16 protein-coding genes are annotated in these 15,185 nt (G+C 69.2%); 13 read left to right on the forward strand and 3 right to left on the reverse strand.

What is annotated here, in order from left to right; all coding sequences use genetic code 11:
• The 3 genes from ML01_RS25525 to gloB form a co-directional block, all read left to right on the forward strand.
• Positions 1–950 (forward strand): transketolase C-terminal domain-containing protein (locus ML01_RS25525; protein WP_305825887.1); only part of this gene is annotated, 950 nt, incomplete at its 5' end.
• Positions 950–2,365: a DUF945 family protein gene (locus ML01_RS25530; RefSeq protein WP_058558198.1), complete on the forward strand. Its 1,416-nt coding sequence runs from the start codon at positions 950–952 to the stop codon at positions 2,363–2,365. The genes ML01_RS25525 and ML01_RS25530, both read left to right, overlap by 1 nt.
• A 35-nt stretch (positions 2,366–2,400) precedes the next feature.
• Positions 2,401–3,186, forward strand: a complete 786-nt coding sequence (gloB, locus tag ML01_RS25535) for a hydroxyacylglutathione hydrolase (RefSeq protein WP_058558199.1) — start codon at positions 2,401–2,403, stop codon at positions 3,184–3,186.
• A 191-nt stretch (positions 3,187–3,377) separates the two neighbouring features.
• Here gloB and ML01_RS25540 read toward each other — a convergent pair whose 3' ends face one another.
• Entirely contained in the window at positions 3,378–4,097 is a 720-nt protein-coding gene (locus ML01_RS25540; RefSeq protein WP_058558200.1) for a YdcF family protein, read from the reverse strand.
• A gap of 310 nt (positions 4,098–4,407) precedes the next feature.
• Between ML01_RS25540 and lnt the strand changes: the two genes are divergently transcribed.
• The 4 genes from lnt (at position 4,408) to ML01_RS25560 (ending at position 8,745) form a co-directional block, all read left to right on the forward strand.
• Positions 4,408–5,949 (forward strand): apolipoprotein N-acyltransferase, encoded by a 1,542-nt coding sequence (gene lnt, locus ML01_RS25545; protein ID WP_058558201.1) that lies wholly within the window; start codon positions 4,408–4,410, stop codon positions 5,947–5,949.
• A 92-nt stretch (positions 5,950–6,041) separates the two neighbouring features.
• Entirely contained in the window at positions 6,042–6,566 is a 525-nt protein-coding gene (locus ML01_RS25550; protein ID WP_058558202.1) for a hypothetical protein, read from the forward strand.
• 1 nt (position 6,567) lies between these two features.
• Positions 6,568–7,929 (forward strand): UDP-N-acetylmuramate:L-alanyl-gamma-D-glutamyl-meso-diaminopimelate ligase, encoded by a 1,362-nt coding sequence (gene mpl / locus ML01_RS25555; RefSeq protein ID WP_058558203.1) that lies wholly within the window; start codon positions 6,568–6,570, stop codon positions 7,927–7,929.
• A 204-nt stretch (positions 7,930–8,133) separates the two neighbouring features.
• Positions 8,134–8,745: a flavin prenyltransferase UbiX gene (locus ML01_RS25560; protein WP_058558204.1), complete on the forward strand. Its 612-nt coding sequence runs from the start codon at positions 8,134–8,136 to the stop codon at positions 8,743–8,745.
• A 66-nt stretch (positions 8,746–8,811) separates the two neighbouring features.
• On the opposite strand, the gene hemL is transcribed toward ML01_RS25560, so the two are convergent.
• A complete protein-coding gene (gene hemL / locus ML01_RS25565; protein ID WP_058558205.1) occupies positions 8,812–10,095 on the reverse strand; it encodes a glutamate-1-semialdehyde 2,1-aminomutase in 1,284 nt (427 codons plus the stop codon).
• A gap of 365 nt (positions 10,096–10,460) precedes the next feature.
• Between hemL and ML01_RS25570 the strand changes: the two genes are divergently transcribed.
• The 5 genes from ML01_RS25570 to erpA all read left to right on the forward strand — a co-directional run bounded on the left by ML01_RS25570 (position 10,461) and on the right by erpA (position 13,347).
• A complete protein-coding gene (locus ML01_RS25570; RefSeq protein WP_173865219.1) occupies positions 10,461–10,613 on the forward strand; it encodes a rubredoxin in 153 nt (50 codons plus the stop codon).
• 121 nt (positions 10,614–10,734) lie between these two features.
• Positions 10,735–11,100 (forward strand): iron-sulfur cluster assembly accessory protein, encoded by a 366-nt coding sequence (locus tag ML01_RS25575; protein WP_058558207.1) that lies wholly within the window; start codon positions 10,735–10,737, stop codon positions 11,098–11,100.
• 28 nt (positions 11,101–11,128) lie between these two features.
• Positions 11,129–12,160 carry an N-acetyl-gamma-glutamyl-phosphate reductase gene (gene argC, locus ML01_RS25580; RefSeq protein WP_058558208.1) on the forward strand — a complete coding sequence of 344 codons (1,032 nt, stop codon included), beginning with the start codon at positions 11,129–11,131 and terminating at the stop codon, positions 12,158–12,160.
• Positions 12,144–12,926 (forward strand): DUF6776 family protein, encoded by a 783-nt coding sequence (locus ML01_RS25585; protein WP_058558209.1) that lies wholly within the window; start codon positions 12,144–12,146, stop codon positions 12,924–12,926. The genes argC and ML01_RS25585 overlap by 17 nt, the downstream gene beginning before the upstream one ends.
• Before the next feature lie 70 nt (positions 12,927–12,996).
• Positions 12,997–13,347, forward strand: coding sequence for an iron-sulfur cluster insertion protein ErpA (gene erpA, locus ML01_RS25590; RefSeq protein WP_058558210.1), 351 nt, complete (start codon positions 12,997–12,999; stop codon positions 13,345–13,347).
• Positions 13,348–13,505: 158 nt separating this feature from the next.
• On the opposite strand, the gene ML01_RS29425 is transcribed toward erpA, so the two are convergent.
• Positions 13,506–13,802 carry a hypothetical protein gene (locus ML01_RS29425; protein ID WP_156428006.1) on the reverse strand — a complete coding sequence of 99 codons (297 nt, stop codon included), beginning with the start codon at positions 13,800–13,802 and terminating at the stop codon, positions 13,506–13,508.
• A 140-nt stretch (positions 13,803–13,942) separates the two neighbouring features.
• On the opposite strand from ML01_RS29425, the gene tyrS reads away from it, so the two are divergent.
• Positions 13,943–15,148: a tyrosine--tRNA ligase gene (gene tyrS / locus ML01_RS25595; protein WP_058558211.1), complete on the forward strand. Its 1,206-nt coding sequence runs from the start codon at positions 13,943–13,945 to the stop codon at positions 15,146–15,148.
• Positions 15,149–15,185: the final 37 nt, after the last annotated feature.

Consider the following 15,185-nt stretch of genomic DNA (forward strand, 5'->3'; position numbering starts at 1 on the left):
CGCCGGCGATGCGCGAAGGCTCCGGCCTGGTCAGATTCTCCGAGCAGCAACCTGATCGCTACTTCGACGTCGGCATCGCCGAGCAGCACGCCGTCACGCTCGCCGCCGGCATGGCCTGCGAAGGCCTCAAACCCGTGGTGGCCATCTACTCCACCTTCCTGCAGCGCGCCTATGACCAACTGGTGCACGACGTCTGCCTGCAAAACCTCGACGTCACCTTCGCCGTGGACCGCGCCGGGCTCGTCGGCGCCGACGGCGCAACGCACGCCGGCAGCTTCGACTTGAGCTACGCCCGCCCCCTGCCCAACCTCATCATCGCCGCCCCCGCCGACGAGCAGGACTGCCGCCGGCTGCTCGACACCGCCTACCAGTACCCCGGCCCCGCCATCGTCCGCTACCCCCGCGGCAACGGCCCCGGCGTCGCCATCGACAAGCGCCAAGGCCCCATCCCCATCGGCCAGGGCGAGCTGCGCCTGCAAGGCCAGGACGCCGCGCTGCTCGCCTTCGGCAGCCGCCTCGACGCCGCCCTCAAGGTCGGGCGCAAGCTCGGCCTCACCGTCGCCAACATGCGCTTCGTCAAGCCCCTTGATGAGGCCCTGATCCTCGCACTCGCCGACCGCCACCGGCTCTTGGTCACCATCGAAGAGAACGCCATCGCCGGCGGCGCCGGCTCGGCGGTGTCGGAGCTGCTCGCCGAGCACGGCGTCACCGTACACGTGCTGCACCTGGGCCTGCCCGACGTCTGCATCGAGCAGGGCGGCCACGACGAGCAGCTCGCCGTCTGCGGCCTCGACGCCGCCGGCATCGAGCCGACGGTGCGCGCGGAGATGGCGGCGCTGAAGCTGGAGCCGCCGGCGGAGCGCGCCGCGGGTGAGGCCGACATCGCGGGCGCGGCGACGGCGTTGGTCGAGGGCGCCGACGAGCCCAGCGGCGGCGTCGGGGCCGTGTGATGCGTCGCGTCATCGTCGTCGCGATGCTCGTGGCGGCGGTGGCGGCCCTGCTGCCGGCGGCGGTGGGGCTCTATCTCCAGCAGCGCTGGGACCGGTTGCTGGAGCATGTGGCGGCGCGCGGCTATCGACTCACGGCGCGGGAGTATCAGTTGGGCTGGGCTCGCTCCGAGGCCAGGGTCGAGGTCGCGCCGCCGGCGGATGCAGACGATGAGCCGACCCGGCTCGGCATCGGGCTGCGGCTGGACCATGGCTACGAGCGCTGGCTCGGCGGCGGTTCGCCGCGCCTCGCCGCGTTCAGCGGCCGGGCGACGGTGCTGGGTGGCCCGCGGCCGCTGCCGCCGCTGGTGGTGGGCGGCACGCTCGGCCTCCTGGGCGGCCTCGACGGCACGCTGCGGGTGCCGGACGTGACCTACTCGGGCGCCGTCGGTCAGCTCCACTTCGTCGCCGGCAGCGGTGTCTTTCGCCGCGGGCCTGACGGCCGGCTGCAGGTTTCCGGGAGTCTGGATGCGCTGGAGGCGGAGGCCCCGGATGGGCGCAAGCTCCGCCTTGAGGGGCTTGGCTTCGCGCTGCGGCTGGCCGATGCCCAAGCGAGCCTGCCGCTCGGTGAGCTGTCCGTGACCCTTGGCGCCCTGTCGCTCGATGCAAGCGCGGCACAGCCGGCGCTGGCGCTGGGTGAGCTGGAGGCGGCGCTGGCGTCGGCGCTCGACGGCGCCGCCGCGGCCATCCGCGTGGACGCGTCGGTGGCGGCGCTGACGCTCGGCAGCCATACTTATGCGCCCTCGGGCGGCGAGCTGCTGGTCGAGGGCCTGCGGGCACCGGCGCTGGTCGGGTTGCGTGCGCGCCTTGCGGCGCTCGATGCCGCCGCGCTGGCGCCGTCGCAGCGTGGCGCAGCGCTGGCGCAGATTGCGACGGCCGCGCTGCCGGAGCTGCTCGGCGGCGAGCCGCGACTGCGGCTCAGGGCGCTCAGGATCACGACGCCCTACGGTGAGCTCGCGGCCGACGCCGACCTGGGGCTCGCGCCGCCGTCCGCACCGGCCGGCGGCGCCGAGGGCCAGATCAGTGCCGGCGGCGAGCCGCTCTCGGCGCTCACGGCGCGGCTCACGGGCACGGTGGAGGTCTCCGGCCCGCAGGCGCTTGTCGTGGCCCTGATCACGGGCGAGCAGACGCGCCGGGTGCGCGCCGAGCTCGCACTGCGCGGCGAGCCCGCGGATCATCTGTCGCCCGCGTTGGCGGCGGACCTGGACGCGGCGGCACAGGCCTCCGCGCGGCGGCTGCTGCGGGAGGGCTGGCTCGTCGCCGAGCAGGGCCGGCTGCTGGCGCGGCTTAGTCTGGAGCGCGGTACGCTGGAACTGAACGGCAAGGCCATCGCCGTCGCTGACTGGCTGGCGCCGGGCGCACCGCCGGGCGCGCCTTGATCGTGTCGCCGGACCATGCCGAACGAGGGGCAAGCATGTTGCAGATCGAGCCGATTCCGGCCTTTGACGACAATTACATCTGGCTGCTGCGCGACGGTGCGGGCGGCGACGGCCGTGCAACGGTGGTGGACCCGGGCGACGCTGACCCGGTGGTGGAGCGGCTGCGCGCCGATGGCCTGTCGCTGGGCGCCATCCTGCTGACCCATCACCACGGCGACCACCAGGGCGGGGTAGCGGATCTGCTCGCGCTGTGGCCGGACGCCCAGGTGTTCGCGCCAGAGGATCAGCGCATTCGGCAGGCGACGCGGCGGGTCGGCGAAGGTGACCGCGTGGCACCGCCCGGGCTGGGCACGACCCTGGAGGTGCTCGACGTGCCCGGCCACACGGCGACACACATCGCCTATCTTGGTGACGGCGCGCTCTTCTGCGGCGACACGCTGTTCGCGGGCGGCTGCGGGCGCGTCTTCGATGGCAGCTTCGAGCAGCTCGCGGCGTCGCTGCGGCGCATCGCGGCGCTGCCGCCCGAGACGCTGTGCTACTGCGCGCACGAGTACACGCTGGCCAACCTCGGCTTCGCGGCTTGGGTGGAGCCGGACAGTCAGGCCCTGGCCGAGCGCAGCCGTGAGGCAGAGGCGCTGCGCGCCCGCGGCGAGTCCACGGTGCCGTCGAAACTCGCGCTGGAGCTTGCGACCAATCCCTTTCTGCGCACCCGCGAGCCCGGCGTCATCGCCGCGGCGGAGCGGTTTGCGGGCCGGCCGCTCGGCGACGAAACGGCTGTGTTTACGGCGCTGCGCCGGTGGAAGGATGAGCGGTACGATTAGGTTGCTTGACGGCGCCGAATGCTGCCAAAGGGCCGAGGGCCGAGGGCTAAGGGAGCCCTCCTCGCCCCCGGCCCGCGGCCCTCGGGTGAGGCGCGTCGGGATCGCTATCGAAATCGAACCGAGTGCCAACCGATCCTGATCCCGATAGCGATATCGATGAGCACGACTCATCGGTTTGACGCTCTGCCTCGCTAGATTCCTTCGGATGGCGCCAAATCTGCCCTATGGGCTGGTGAGCTTGCGTCCCAGACGTCGCGCCAGCGCCTGATCCAGCGCCGGTGCAGGTCCGCGGGCAACAGGGCCTGGGCTGTCCAGGCCACCCACTCCCGATGCACCCGGAGCCAGATCCCAAGCGCGCCGCGCTGCTGGATCTCGGCGGCGACGCTCGCCGTCGGTGCGGGCGTGCCGACGTCATGGGTGATGTGGCGAATGCGCAGGAGATGCAGCGGTGAGCTGATCAGCAGTGGGTCGGTGCGCGCGGCGGGGGGCAGCAAGGCCAGCGCGGAGCGCCAGTTGCCGATGGTGTCGAAGGACTCGGCGTCGTGCTGCACCCGCGCAGCCGGCACGCCACGGCGCTCGATCGCGGCGGCCATTAGTGCCGCACCGGGTTGGTCCCGGCCGCCGCGGCGCCCGCCAACGCAGATCAGTCGGCCAGCCTTGCCCGCGTGAAACAGCGCCGCGGCGTGCTCGACGCGCGCGAGGCTGGTGGTGCCGAGGCCCTCAACGGGACCGAACGCATCGAAGAAGACGACGCCCGCCGGGCGTGCCCGGTCGGGCACCGGCGGCGGCAGGCTCACCACCGCCCAGGCGAGATAGAAGCCGACGAGGAGCAGGTCCACGGCGACCATGGCGAGCGCCGCGCGGAGGAGCCGGCGTCGGCCGGGCCTGTCTGCTTTGGTGATGGCGCTCATGCGCAGTCAGATATGCGTTGCGCGCACGCTGTGCGGGTCCGCTCGCTGAGGTTTGACGCTATGATGCGCGCCGCGTGCCGCCGCCGTTGGCTGGTGCGCCATCCAAGCTCCAGGGAGGCAGAGCCTCAGACCGGCAAGGAGCGCCGTCTGGCGCAGCCGGCTTGTTGGCGCAGTGAACCAAGGGCCAAGGGCCAAGGCCCGAGGAGGGCTCCCTCGGCCCTCGGCCCTCGGTCCTTCCCCCAGGTGTCCTCGTGAAACTTGACTCATCTGCAAGCCTTTGGCGCCGTCAAGCAATCTAGTCGTCCTCGCCATGCCAGCTCCGAAGAACCCTTTGCTGCCCGCGGTGCGCTGGGCGCTCGCCGTGCTCGCGGGGGCGGTGATGGTGTTGTCGTTTGCGCCCTTCGGCTGGTTTCCGGCGGCCCTCGCGAGCGTCACGGCATTCTATCTGCTGCTGCCCCGCGGGCGCCGCGGCGGCTTCGCCACGGGCTGGTTCTATGGCCTTGGGCTGCTCGGTTTCGGCGTGTTCTGGATCCGGATCAGTCTCAACGAGTTCGGCAATATGCCGGCGGTCGCCGCGAATGCGCTGATGCTGCTGCTGGTCGCGGCGCTGGCACTCTTCTACGCGCTCGCGGGCTGGCTCGTGACGCGGCTGCGGCCGGGGGAGGATGCGCCGCGCTGGTGGGTCGGCCCGCTGCTGGTCTTGCCGGGCGTCTGGGTGCTGCTGGAGTGGGTGCGCAGTTGGCTGTTCACGGGGTTCCCGTGGCTGTTTGCGGGCAACGGGCAGATCAATCCGCTGCCGTTGCTGGGGGCGCCGCTGGCGGGTTGGGCGCCGGTGGTGGGCGTGCACGGGCTCAGCCTCGCGGTGGCGCTGTCGGCCGGGCTCGTGGTGGTGGCGCTGCGCCGCGGCGGCGGCGCGCGGCCGGCGGCGCTCGCGGGGCTGCTGGCCATCTGGCTCGTCGGCGCGCTGCTGGCGCGGGTGGAGTGGACGCGGCCGGCGGACGGCCCGCTCTCGGCCGCGGTGCTGCAGGGCAACGTGGAGCAGTCGCTCAAGTGGGCACCGGACGGCGTGCTGCCGACGCTTGAGATCTACCTGGACCTGACCCGCGAGGTGCTGGCCGACAGCGATGTGATCGTTTGGCCGGAGACTGCGATCCCGTCCTTTCTGCACGAGGTGGAGGCGGGGCTGCTGCCGCCGCTGACGGCGGACGCTGTCGCGGCCGGGGCCGAGATCGTCATCGGCGTGCCGATCATGGAAATGGCCGAGCGCTACTTTAACGGGCTCATCAGCGTCGGCAGCGCCGCGGACCGCTACTACAAGCGCCATCTCGTGCCCTTCGGCGAGTTTCTGCCGTTTGATCGGCAACTGCGCCCGCTGATCGACTGGTTCGATGTGCCGATGTCGAGCTTCAGCCGCGGCGAGGCCGAGCGGCCGTTGTTGCAGGTTGGTCCGTACCGCGTCGGCGTCTCCATCTGCTACGAGGATGTCTTTCCGGAAGAGGTGCGGCAGGCGCTGCCGGAGGCGGCGTACCTGATCAACGTCAGTAACGACGCCTGGTTCGGCGACTCGCTGGCGCCGCATCAGCACCTCGAGTTCGCGCGCCTGCGGGCGCTGGAGAACGGCCGTCCGCTGGTGCGGGCCACCAACACCGGCATCTCCGCGATCATCGACCACCGCGGGCGCGTGACGGCGTCGCTGCCGCTGTTCGAGCGCGGCGTGCTGACGGGCACCATCCAGCCGCGCACGGGGCGCACGCCTTTCGCGGCCGTCGGCAGCCTGCCGGCGCTGCTCTTGGCCGCCGCGATGCTGGTGGCGGCGTTGCTGCTCGGCCGTTCCCGCAACACCGCCGCTTGAACTGGCCTGCCCGGCTGCTTTCGCGGGCCTTGGCGTGCGTGGCGGGCGGCAGGGTATGATGCCGCGTCTTTGTCGCAGTGCGTCCACCCGCCTTGGTCCAGCTGGTTTACTTCTTCATCGATCTCTGCCTGTTGCGGCGCAAGCCACAGGATCTACCGGCGTCCACAACGCTGTTCGGTCTGGTGCTCGGCGTGGCGCTGCTGGGTGGGCTCCTGCTGTCCATGACGGCGGGTGCGTCGCTCCTGTCCGGCGTCGCCCAGACGCTGTTGGACCTGTTCCTGATGCTCGGCGTGCTGCACGTGGCGCTGAAGGCCGTGAACAAGCGGGCTCGCTACCTGCAAACAGCGACGGCGCTGGTGGGCGCGGATGCGGTGATCGGCTTCGTCGCCCTGCTGCCGGTGACTCTGGCCGGCCCGGCGCTCGGTGCCGAGCCGGGTCCCGACGTGCTGCTGGCCGGGCTGCTGTTCTTGGCGCTGGTGGCGTGGAGCGTGCTCGTTGTCGGACACATCCTGCGCCATGCCTTCGACCTGCCGCTGGCGCAGGGGGTCTTCATCGCCATCGGCTTCGATATCTTCAGCTTCGTGGTTATCAGCGCCTTGATCCAGGGTCCTGCCTGACATGCATCTCCATATCCTCGGTATCTGCGGCACCTTCATGGGCGGTGTCGCCCTGCTCGCCCGCGCCTTGGGCCACCGGGTTACGGGTTCGGACGCCAACGTCTATCCGCCCATGAGCACGCAGCTCGAGGCCGCCGGCATCGAGCTGATGCAGGGCTATGACGCCTCGCACCTCGAGCCGGCGCCGGACGTGGTCGTTGTCGGCAACGCGATGAAGCGCGGCATCCCGGCCGTCGAGTACATGCTGGACGCAGGCCTGCCCTATGTGTCCGGGCCGCAATGGCTCGCCGAGCACCTGCTGCCGGGGCGCCACGTGCTCGCGGTGTCGGGCACCCACGGCAAGACCAGCACGTCGAGCATGCTCGCGTGGATTCTGGAGGATGCGGGGCTCGCGCCCGGGTTTCTCATCGGCGGCGTGCCGCAGGACTTTGGCGTGTCGGCGCGGCTCGGCGCCGGCCGCCACTTCGTTGTCGAGGCGGACGAGTACGACACGGCCTTCTTTGACAAGCGCTCGAAGTTTGTGCACTACCGGCCGCGGACCCTGGTGATCAATAATCTTGAGTTCGATCATGCGGACATCTTCGATGATCTCGCCATGATCCAGCGGCAATTTCACCACTTGGTCCGCACCGTGCCCGGCACCGGCCTGATCACGTATCCGGCCGGGGAGCCGGCGGTGGACGTGGTGCTGGCCATGGGCGCCTGGACGCCGCTGCAATCCATCGGCGACGGCGGCGACTGGTCCGCCGAGTGGCTGGCCGAGGATGCCTCGGCGTTCCGCGTGCTCGCACCGGGCGGCGACAGCGCCGAGCTGCGCTGGGACCTGACCGGCGCGCACAACGTCCAGAACGCGCTCTCCGCCATGGCGGCGGCGGCGCACGTCGGTGTCGCGCCCGCGCAGTCGGCCGCGTCGCTCGGGCGCTTTCAAGGCGTCAAGCGGCGCATGGAGCTGCGCGGCGAGGTGCGTGGCGTGCGCGTCTACGACGACTTTGCGCACCATCCGACGGCCATTGCCACGACGCTCGCGGGGCTGCGCCGGCGGGTCGGTGATGCGCGCATCATCGCCGTGCTGGAGCCGCGCTCGAACACCATGCGTCTCGGCGTCCATGCGGCGGCATTGGCCGATGCGCTCGCCGCTGCCGACAGGGTGGAGGTCTATGCCCCCGCCGAGCTGGACTGGGACGCGGCGGCGGTGCTGGCGCCGCTCGGGGCGCGGCTCCGTGTGGCAGCGGCTGTGGAGGACATCGTCGCCGCGCTCGGCGCCGAGGCTAGCCCCGGCGACCACGTGCTGGTGATGAGCAACGGCGGTTTCGGCGGCATCCACCAGCGACTGTTGGACGCGCTCGCCGCTGTGGCGGCTTGAGCGGACCGGGCGGGCTCGGGGCCGCGCGAGACGGTCCCTCCTCGGCCCTCGGCCCTCGGTTAAATGCGCCAACGAGCGGGCGGCGCAAGAAGACGCTCCGCGCCCTGGTTAGTCTGATGCTCTGTCTCGCTAGCGCTTGGGCTTTCAAACACGGCGTGGTGTCGCCAACTCCGCGCCTTCGCTCATCGACGACCCCGCAGCGCCATGACCGCCTGGAACAAGACCATCGCCGTCGGCCTCACCGGCGCCTCCGGCATCCACTACGGACTGACGGTGCTGCGCGGCATCGTCGCGGCGGACCTGCGGGTCTACCTGCTGGTGTCGCAGGCGGCGCAGGTGGTGCTGAAAATGGAAGCGGACCTCGATGTACCGTCGCGACCGGCGGATGCGGAACGCTTTTTCACGGAGTATTTCGACGCCGCGCCCGGGCAGATCCGGGTGTTTGGCCGGCAGCAGTGGACGGCGCCGGTGGCGAGTGGCACTAACCCGCCGGATGCGATGGCCATTTGCCCGTGCACCACGGGCACGCTGGCCAGCATCGCCGCGGGCCTGAGCCAAGACCTGATGGATCGCGCCGCCGACGTGGCCCTGAAGGAGGGTCGCAAGCTGATCCTCGTCGTGCGCGAAATGCCGTTTACGACGGTGCATCTGGAGAACATGCTGCGGCTCGCCCGCGCCGGCGCCGTGATCATGCCGGCAAATCCGGGCTTCTATTTCAAGCCGGAGCGGGTGGAGCAGGTCTACGACTTCGTGGCAGCCCGTGTGCTCGACCACCTCGGCGTGCCGCATCGGCTCGCGGCGCGCTGGGGGGATTGATGCTGATCGCGAGCGGGTGATGCGGCGGGGCTGCCAGGCGGCCCCGCCGCGGGCATAGCGCGCCCGCTACGCCACTTCCGCGAAGGCCTCCCTGGCCGCGGCCAGCGTCGCATCGATCTCGGCATCGCCGTGTGCCGAGGAGACGAAGCCCGCCTCAAAGGCCGACGGCGCCAAGTACACGCCGCGCTCCAGCATGGCATGGAAAAACGCGTTGAACTGCGCCTGGTTGCAGGCGGTCGCCTGCGCGTAGTTGGTCACCGGGCCGTCCGCCGTGAAGAAGAGCCCGAACATGCCGCCCGCTCGGTTCGTGCTGAGCGGCACGCCCGCGGTCTCCGCGGCCGCCTCCATGCCTTGCATGAGGCGCTCGGCGGTGGCGGCAAGCCGGTCATGGAAACCGGGCGCGGATAGCAGCTCCAAGGTCTTGAGGCCTGCCGTCATCGCAATCGGGTTGCCGGACAGCGTGCCTGCCTGGTACACGGGTCCAAGCGGCGAGATCTTCTCCATGATGTCGCGCCGGCCGCCGAAGGCGCCCACGGGCATGCCGCCGCCGATGACCTTGCCGAGCGTCGTCAGGTCCGGCGTGATGCCGTAGAAGGCCTGCGCACCGCCCAAGGCCACGCGAAAGCCGGTCATGACCTCATCGAAGATCAGGACCGTGCCGTGCTGATCGCAGACCTCGCGCAGGGTTTCCAAAAAGCCCGGTACCGGCGGGATGCAGTTCATGTTGCCGGCGACGGGCTCGACGATGATGCAGGCGACCTCGTCGCCGATCTGGGCCATCGCCGCGCGCACGGCGTCGGCGTCGTTGTAGGTCAGGGTCACGGTGAGCTCGGCCAGTGCCGCCGGTACGCCGGGGGAGCTCGGCTCGCCCAGGGTGAGCATGCCGGAGCCGGCCTTCACCAGCAGCGAGTCGCCATGGCCGTGGTAATTGCCCTCGAACTTGATGATCTTGTCCCGGCCCGTGAAGCCCCGCGCGAGCCGGATCGCGCTCATCGTGGCCTCGGTGCCGGAGCTCGTCATGCGCACCAGCTCCATGCTCGGTACCAGCTCGCAGACGCGATCGGCCATCAGTGTTTCGAGCTCCGTCGGCGCACCGAAGGACAGGCCCTTTTCGACCCGCGCGGCCACCGCCGCGATGACCTCCGGGTGCGCATGCCCCAGAATCATCGGGCCCCAAGAGCCCACATAGTCGATGTAGCGCTTGCCGTCGGCGTCCGTCACATAGGCGCCGGACGCCGACTCGAAGAACACCGGCGTGCCGCCGACGCTGCGGAAGGCGCGCACCGGCGAGTTGACGCCGCCCGGGATATGGCGCTGGGCGGCCTCGAAAAACTGTTGGGATCGGGACATGGGCGGGGCTCCGTCGGAGTGGATCCGGGCGCATCCAGGGGATGGGCCGTCGTCGTGCAGCACGGCCCCGACGCCGCGTTGGATGCGGAGCCGGGTCAATCGCATGCGGGCCGACATGTTAGCAGTGCAGGCCCGCAACGGGCGGGGCAACGCGTTGCCGTTGAGATTGGGCAACGGCGCGCCCTCTTGCGCCAGGGGCAGGGCTTGACAGCGGGGCGCCGAGTTATGTGCGGCAGAGTTGAAAACGCTTCCCGGCGGCCAGATTTGCGGCGGTTTTGCGTGCTGGGGAAGCTTGGGGCTCGCTGAGCCGCCGGGCGACGCGAGCATCGCTACACAATGACGGAGAGGATATCTTGAAGCAGTATATGTGCTTGGTTTGCGGGTTCATCTACGACGAGGAGCTTGGCTGGCCGGACGACGGCATCGCGCCGGGGACCAAGTGGGCCGACGTGCCCGATACCTGGAAGTGTCCGGAATGCGGTGTCGGCAAAGAGGACTTTGAAATGGCGGAGCTCTAGATGCCGCGCGCCCGTAAGGCGGATAACCCCAGTCGGCGCTGTGGAACTGTACGGCGGCACTGTGCTAGTTTCGAGCGCGTTTCAATGCCTTGCACCTTCCAACGACACGGGTTTGCAACACATGTCAGTGCTCACCGACTCTGATCTCACCCTCACCGGCGCCGCACAGCGTAAGATGAGCGAACTGTTCCGCGACATCGACGACGGCGTTGCCGGGGTGCGCGTGTACGCGGCGCCCGGCGGCTGCAGTGGCGTCAGCTTCGGCATGACCTTCACCGACGCGATCAGCGACAATGACGGCGTGCGCGACTTCGACGACTACAAAATCGTCGTGGATGACGGCACGCTGGGCTACCTGCGCGGTGTCGAGATCGATTTCGTCGACCGCGGTGACGGGCAGGCCACCTTCGTCTTCAACAACCTGCCGGCGGTCGGTGGCGGTTGCGGCACCTGCGGCTCAAGCTCGGAAGGCCGCTGCGCGTCCTAATCTCGTCTACAAGTCCAGGCAGCATTACGTGGTACGTATCGGCATCGTCGGCGGCACCGGCTACACGGGTTCCGAGCTGCTGCGGCTCCTCGTCACGCACCCGCGGGTCGAGGTCGCCGTCATCACCTCGCGCGGCGACGCCGGGCAACGCGTGTCCGAGGCATTGCCGATGCTGCGCGGGCGGTGCGACCTCAGGTTCGAAGAGCCCGAGCGCGCAGCCCTGGATCGCTGTGATCTGGTGTTCTTCGCGACGCCGAACGGCACCGCGATGGAGCACGCCCCGGCCCTACTCGACGCCGGCGTGCGTGTCATCGATCTCGCTGCGGATTTTCGCCTCAAGGATGTCGCCCTCTGGGAGCGATGGTACGGCATGACCCATGCTGCGCCCGCGCTGGTGGATGAAGCCGTATACGGGTTGCCTGAGCTGCATCGTGCGGCGATTCGCGGCGCGCGGCTCATCGCCAATCCCGGCTGCTATCCGACGGCCATCACCTTGGGACTGCTGCCTTTGCTGGAGCAAGGGCTGATCGACCCGGCGCGGGTCATCGCCGACGGCAAGTCCGGTGTCAGTGGCGCCGGCCGCAAGGCGAACGCCGGGCTGCTGATGGCGGAGGTCGGTGAGAGCTTCAAGGCATACAGCGTCGCCGGGCATCGTCATGAGCCCGAGATCGAGGAGACCTTGCGGCTCGCCACCGGGGAGCCGCTTGGCCTGACCTTCGTTCCGCACCTCGTGCCGATGGTGCGGGGCATCGAGGCGACGCTCTACGCCGGTCTGCGCGGACCCGTGTCTGATCTCCAGGAGCGCTACGTGAAACGCTACGCGGGCGAACCGTTCGTTGACGTGCTGCCGGCGGAGCTGCCGGTCGAGACACGCGCGGTGCGAGGCACCAACGTCTGCCGACTGGCCGTGCTGGAGCCGCAGGGCAAGGGGACGGTCGTGGTCCAGGCGGTCATCGACAATCTTGTGAAGGGCGCGGCCGGCCAGGCGGTGCAGAACATGAACCTGATGTTGGGGTTGCCGGAAACCGAAGGGCTCGACAGCGTTGCCCTCGTTCCCTGATCTGCGGCGGACGAGCGATCTCGCCACCGCGGCGACGGAGACGGGGGCGGGGCAGGGGCGCCGCGGCCGGCACTGGTGGCTCGTCACCATCGGCTGGCTCGGGGTCGTCGCCGCCGCCTTCGTGCTCGGCTACCTGCTATCCGCGCATGATGCAAAGCGCTTTTCCGCCCGCATCCAGGCTCTGCAGATGGAGCGCGACCTGCTGACCGAGCAGCTAGCCGAGCAGCGTGCTGCGGAGGCCAAGCTCCGGCGTTCGCACCAGATCGACGTTGAGGCCCAGCGTGCCGCCAAGGTGCAGATCTCGATGCTCGAAGACGAGCGGGTCCGGCTGGAGCAGCGGCTGGGTTACCTGAAGGCCCTGATCGATGCGGGGGGGCGCGGCATCGTCGACGTGCATGCGCTTGATGTTACACCCGCTGGCGATGGCGAGTTCGACTACCGACTGAGCCTAAGCCAGCTCATCGCCAGTGTTCCGCAGACTGAGGGCGAGGTCATGCTGGCGCTCGCGAGTCGGCAAGATGGGGCTAGGCGGGTGACGCCGCTCGCTGAGCTCGGCGTCGGCGACGCCGGGCGGCACCTGATGCAGTTCGGCGACGTCGCGGAGTTCACTGGGCGGTTTCAGTGCGAGGATGGGGTCGAGCCCGAAAGCCTGATCGTTGAGATTGTGCCGAAGGGCGACAACTTACTACCATCCCGGCACGTCATCTCCTGGAAGGCGGCCGTTGCCGGCAACCAAGAGTTCCCCGCAAGCAAGCCACAGCGCTAGCGGTTCAAGCACTGGCGCTAGGCCCTAGCGGCGCCGAGCGCATCCGACAACAGACTTCGAGGAGTTTGCGATGACCGATACCATTGCCGAAGAGAGCCCGCTGGTTTTCACCGCTGAGGCCGCGCGAAAGGTGGCCGACCTGATTGCCGAAGAAGGCAACGACGACCTGATGTTGCGCGTCTACATCCAGGGGGGCGGCTGTTCCGGCTTCCAGTATGGATTTACCTTTGCCGAGACCGTTGACGACGGCGACACCGAAGTCGTCACCGACGGCGTCAAGTTGCTTGTGGATCCGATGAGTCTCCAATACCTGATGGGCGCCGAAATCGACTACACGGAAGGTCTACAAGGCGCGCAGTTCGTCATCCGCAACCCCAACGCGAGCACCACCTGCGGTTGCGGCTCGTCCTTCGGCGTCTAGCGGGCTGCTCGCCGACCCCTCAGCCCGGACTTGGGGCCGGCCGCGCGCGCCGGTGTGCCGTGCACGGCCCAGCGCGCAGCTCGCCGGCCCGGTCGGCGGTGCTCAATGAAGGCTCTTGGGTTGTTGGGAGAGCGCTTGGCCCGCCTTGTCGGCGCAGGTCAGCGAGGCGCAGCAACCTCGGCTTCGTCCTGCTCGCTTCCCTTGCCGTAGGGCATGGGCGGCAGGGTGAGTGGGATCGCTCTGCTGTTGCGCGGGGTCGTAGCTGCCGTTGCTGGCGGCACTGCGACTTCGCCATCGTCCCCGTCGCCGGAAGCAAAGGCGAGCCACAGGGCTGCGCCGACGATCAAAACGACTGCGGCGGCCACAATGGCCGGCCGCAGCACTCGGCGGTCGATCCGTAGGCTGGGGAACGGCTGCGAACGGGCGCGGGTTCCGGCGGCTTTGTAATCGCGCATCTAGGCATCCATTCGGATAGGCTTTCAGTCGCCGCAGTCTAGACGATGTCGGCAGACCCCGGGAAGGCACCCCGACCAACGTGACCGGCTTGCGTGCGTGTGCTGCCGGCGTACAGCTTCGCCGAGGAGATACAGATTCGATGTCCGATGCGCAAGACGAAGCGCTCGAAGCGCTGCAACGCGGGACGGTCGAGGTCATCGGCCTCGACAGGCTGGAACAGCAGGTACGCCAGGGCGTCTCGCTGCGGGTCAAGGCGGGGTTCGACCCCACGGCGCCGGATCTGCATCTCGGGCATGTCGTGTTGCTCCAGAAGCTGCGCCAGTTCCAGCGGTTCGGCCACAAGATCTTGTTCGTGATCGGCGACTTCACCGCCATGATCGGCGATCCAACCGGCAAGAGCGCGACCCGCAAACCGCTGTCCCGTGATGAGGTCGCCGTCAACGCTCAGACGTATCAGGAGCAGGTCTTTCGCGTCCTAGATCCCGCCGCGACGGAGGTCGTCTTCAACTCGACCTGGCTGGCCGCGCTGGGCGCGGAGGGGATGGTCCGACTGGCCGCACAGCACACGGTCGCGCGGATGCTGGAGCGCGACGACTTCGCAAAGCGCTACAAGGCGCAACAGCCAATCGCCATCCACGAGTTTCTGTATCCGCTCATCCAGGGATATGACTCCGTCGCGTTGCGGGCGGACGTCGAGCTCGGCGGTACGGATCAGAAGTTCAACCTGCTGGTTGGGCGCCAGCTTCAGACAAACGCGGATCAAGCGCCCCAGGCGGTGATGACTTTGCCGATCCTGGAGGGGCTCGACGGCGTCCAGAAGATGTCGAAGTCGCTCGGCAACTACATCGGCATCACGGAACCGGCGGTCGAGATGTTCGGCAAGCTAATGTCCGTTTCCGACGATCTAATGTGGCGGTACTTCGAGTTGCTGAGCGACCGGGCCTCTGCGGAGCTTGATGCGCTCAGGGCATCCGTGCGGGAGGGCGCCAACCCCCGCGACATCAAGTTGCTGTTGGCCGCGGAGCTCGTCACCCGATTCCACGGTCGAACAGCGGCCGACGTCGCTCATAGGGACTTCCTGGCGCGATTTCAGCGTCGGGAGCTCCCGGAGGACCTGCCTGAACAGAGCGTCCCGGTCGACGGTTCGGCTGCGATTACGCTGGTGCAACTGCTGAAGGCAGCCGGACTCGTCTCCAGCACCTCCGAGGGCCACCGCATGGTGACCCAGGGTGCCGTCAAGATCGACGGAGTGCGCGTCAACGACGGCAACCTGGCCTGCGAACGCGGTTCCGCTCGCATCTACCAGGTTGGCAAGCGGCGTGTTGCCCGCGTTCGCGTCGCGTGACGGTGCGGCGGCGACGAAACCTGCGAAAAACTCTCCC

The sequence above is a fragment of the Thiohalocapsa sp. ML1 genome, assembly GCF_001469165.1.
Lineage (GTDB): Bacteria > Pseudomonadota > Gammaproteobacteria > Chromatiales > Chromatiaceae > Thiohalocapsa.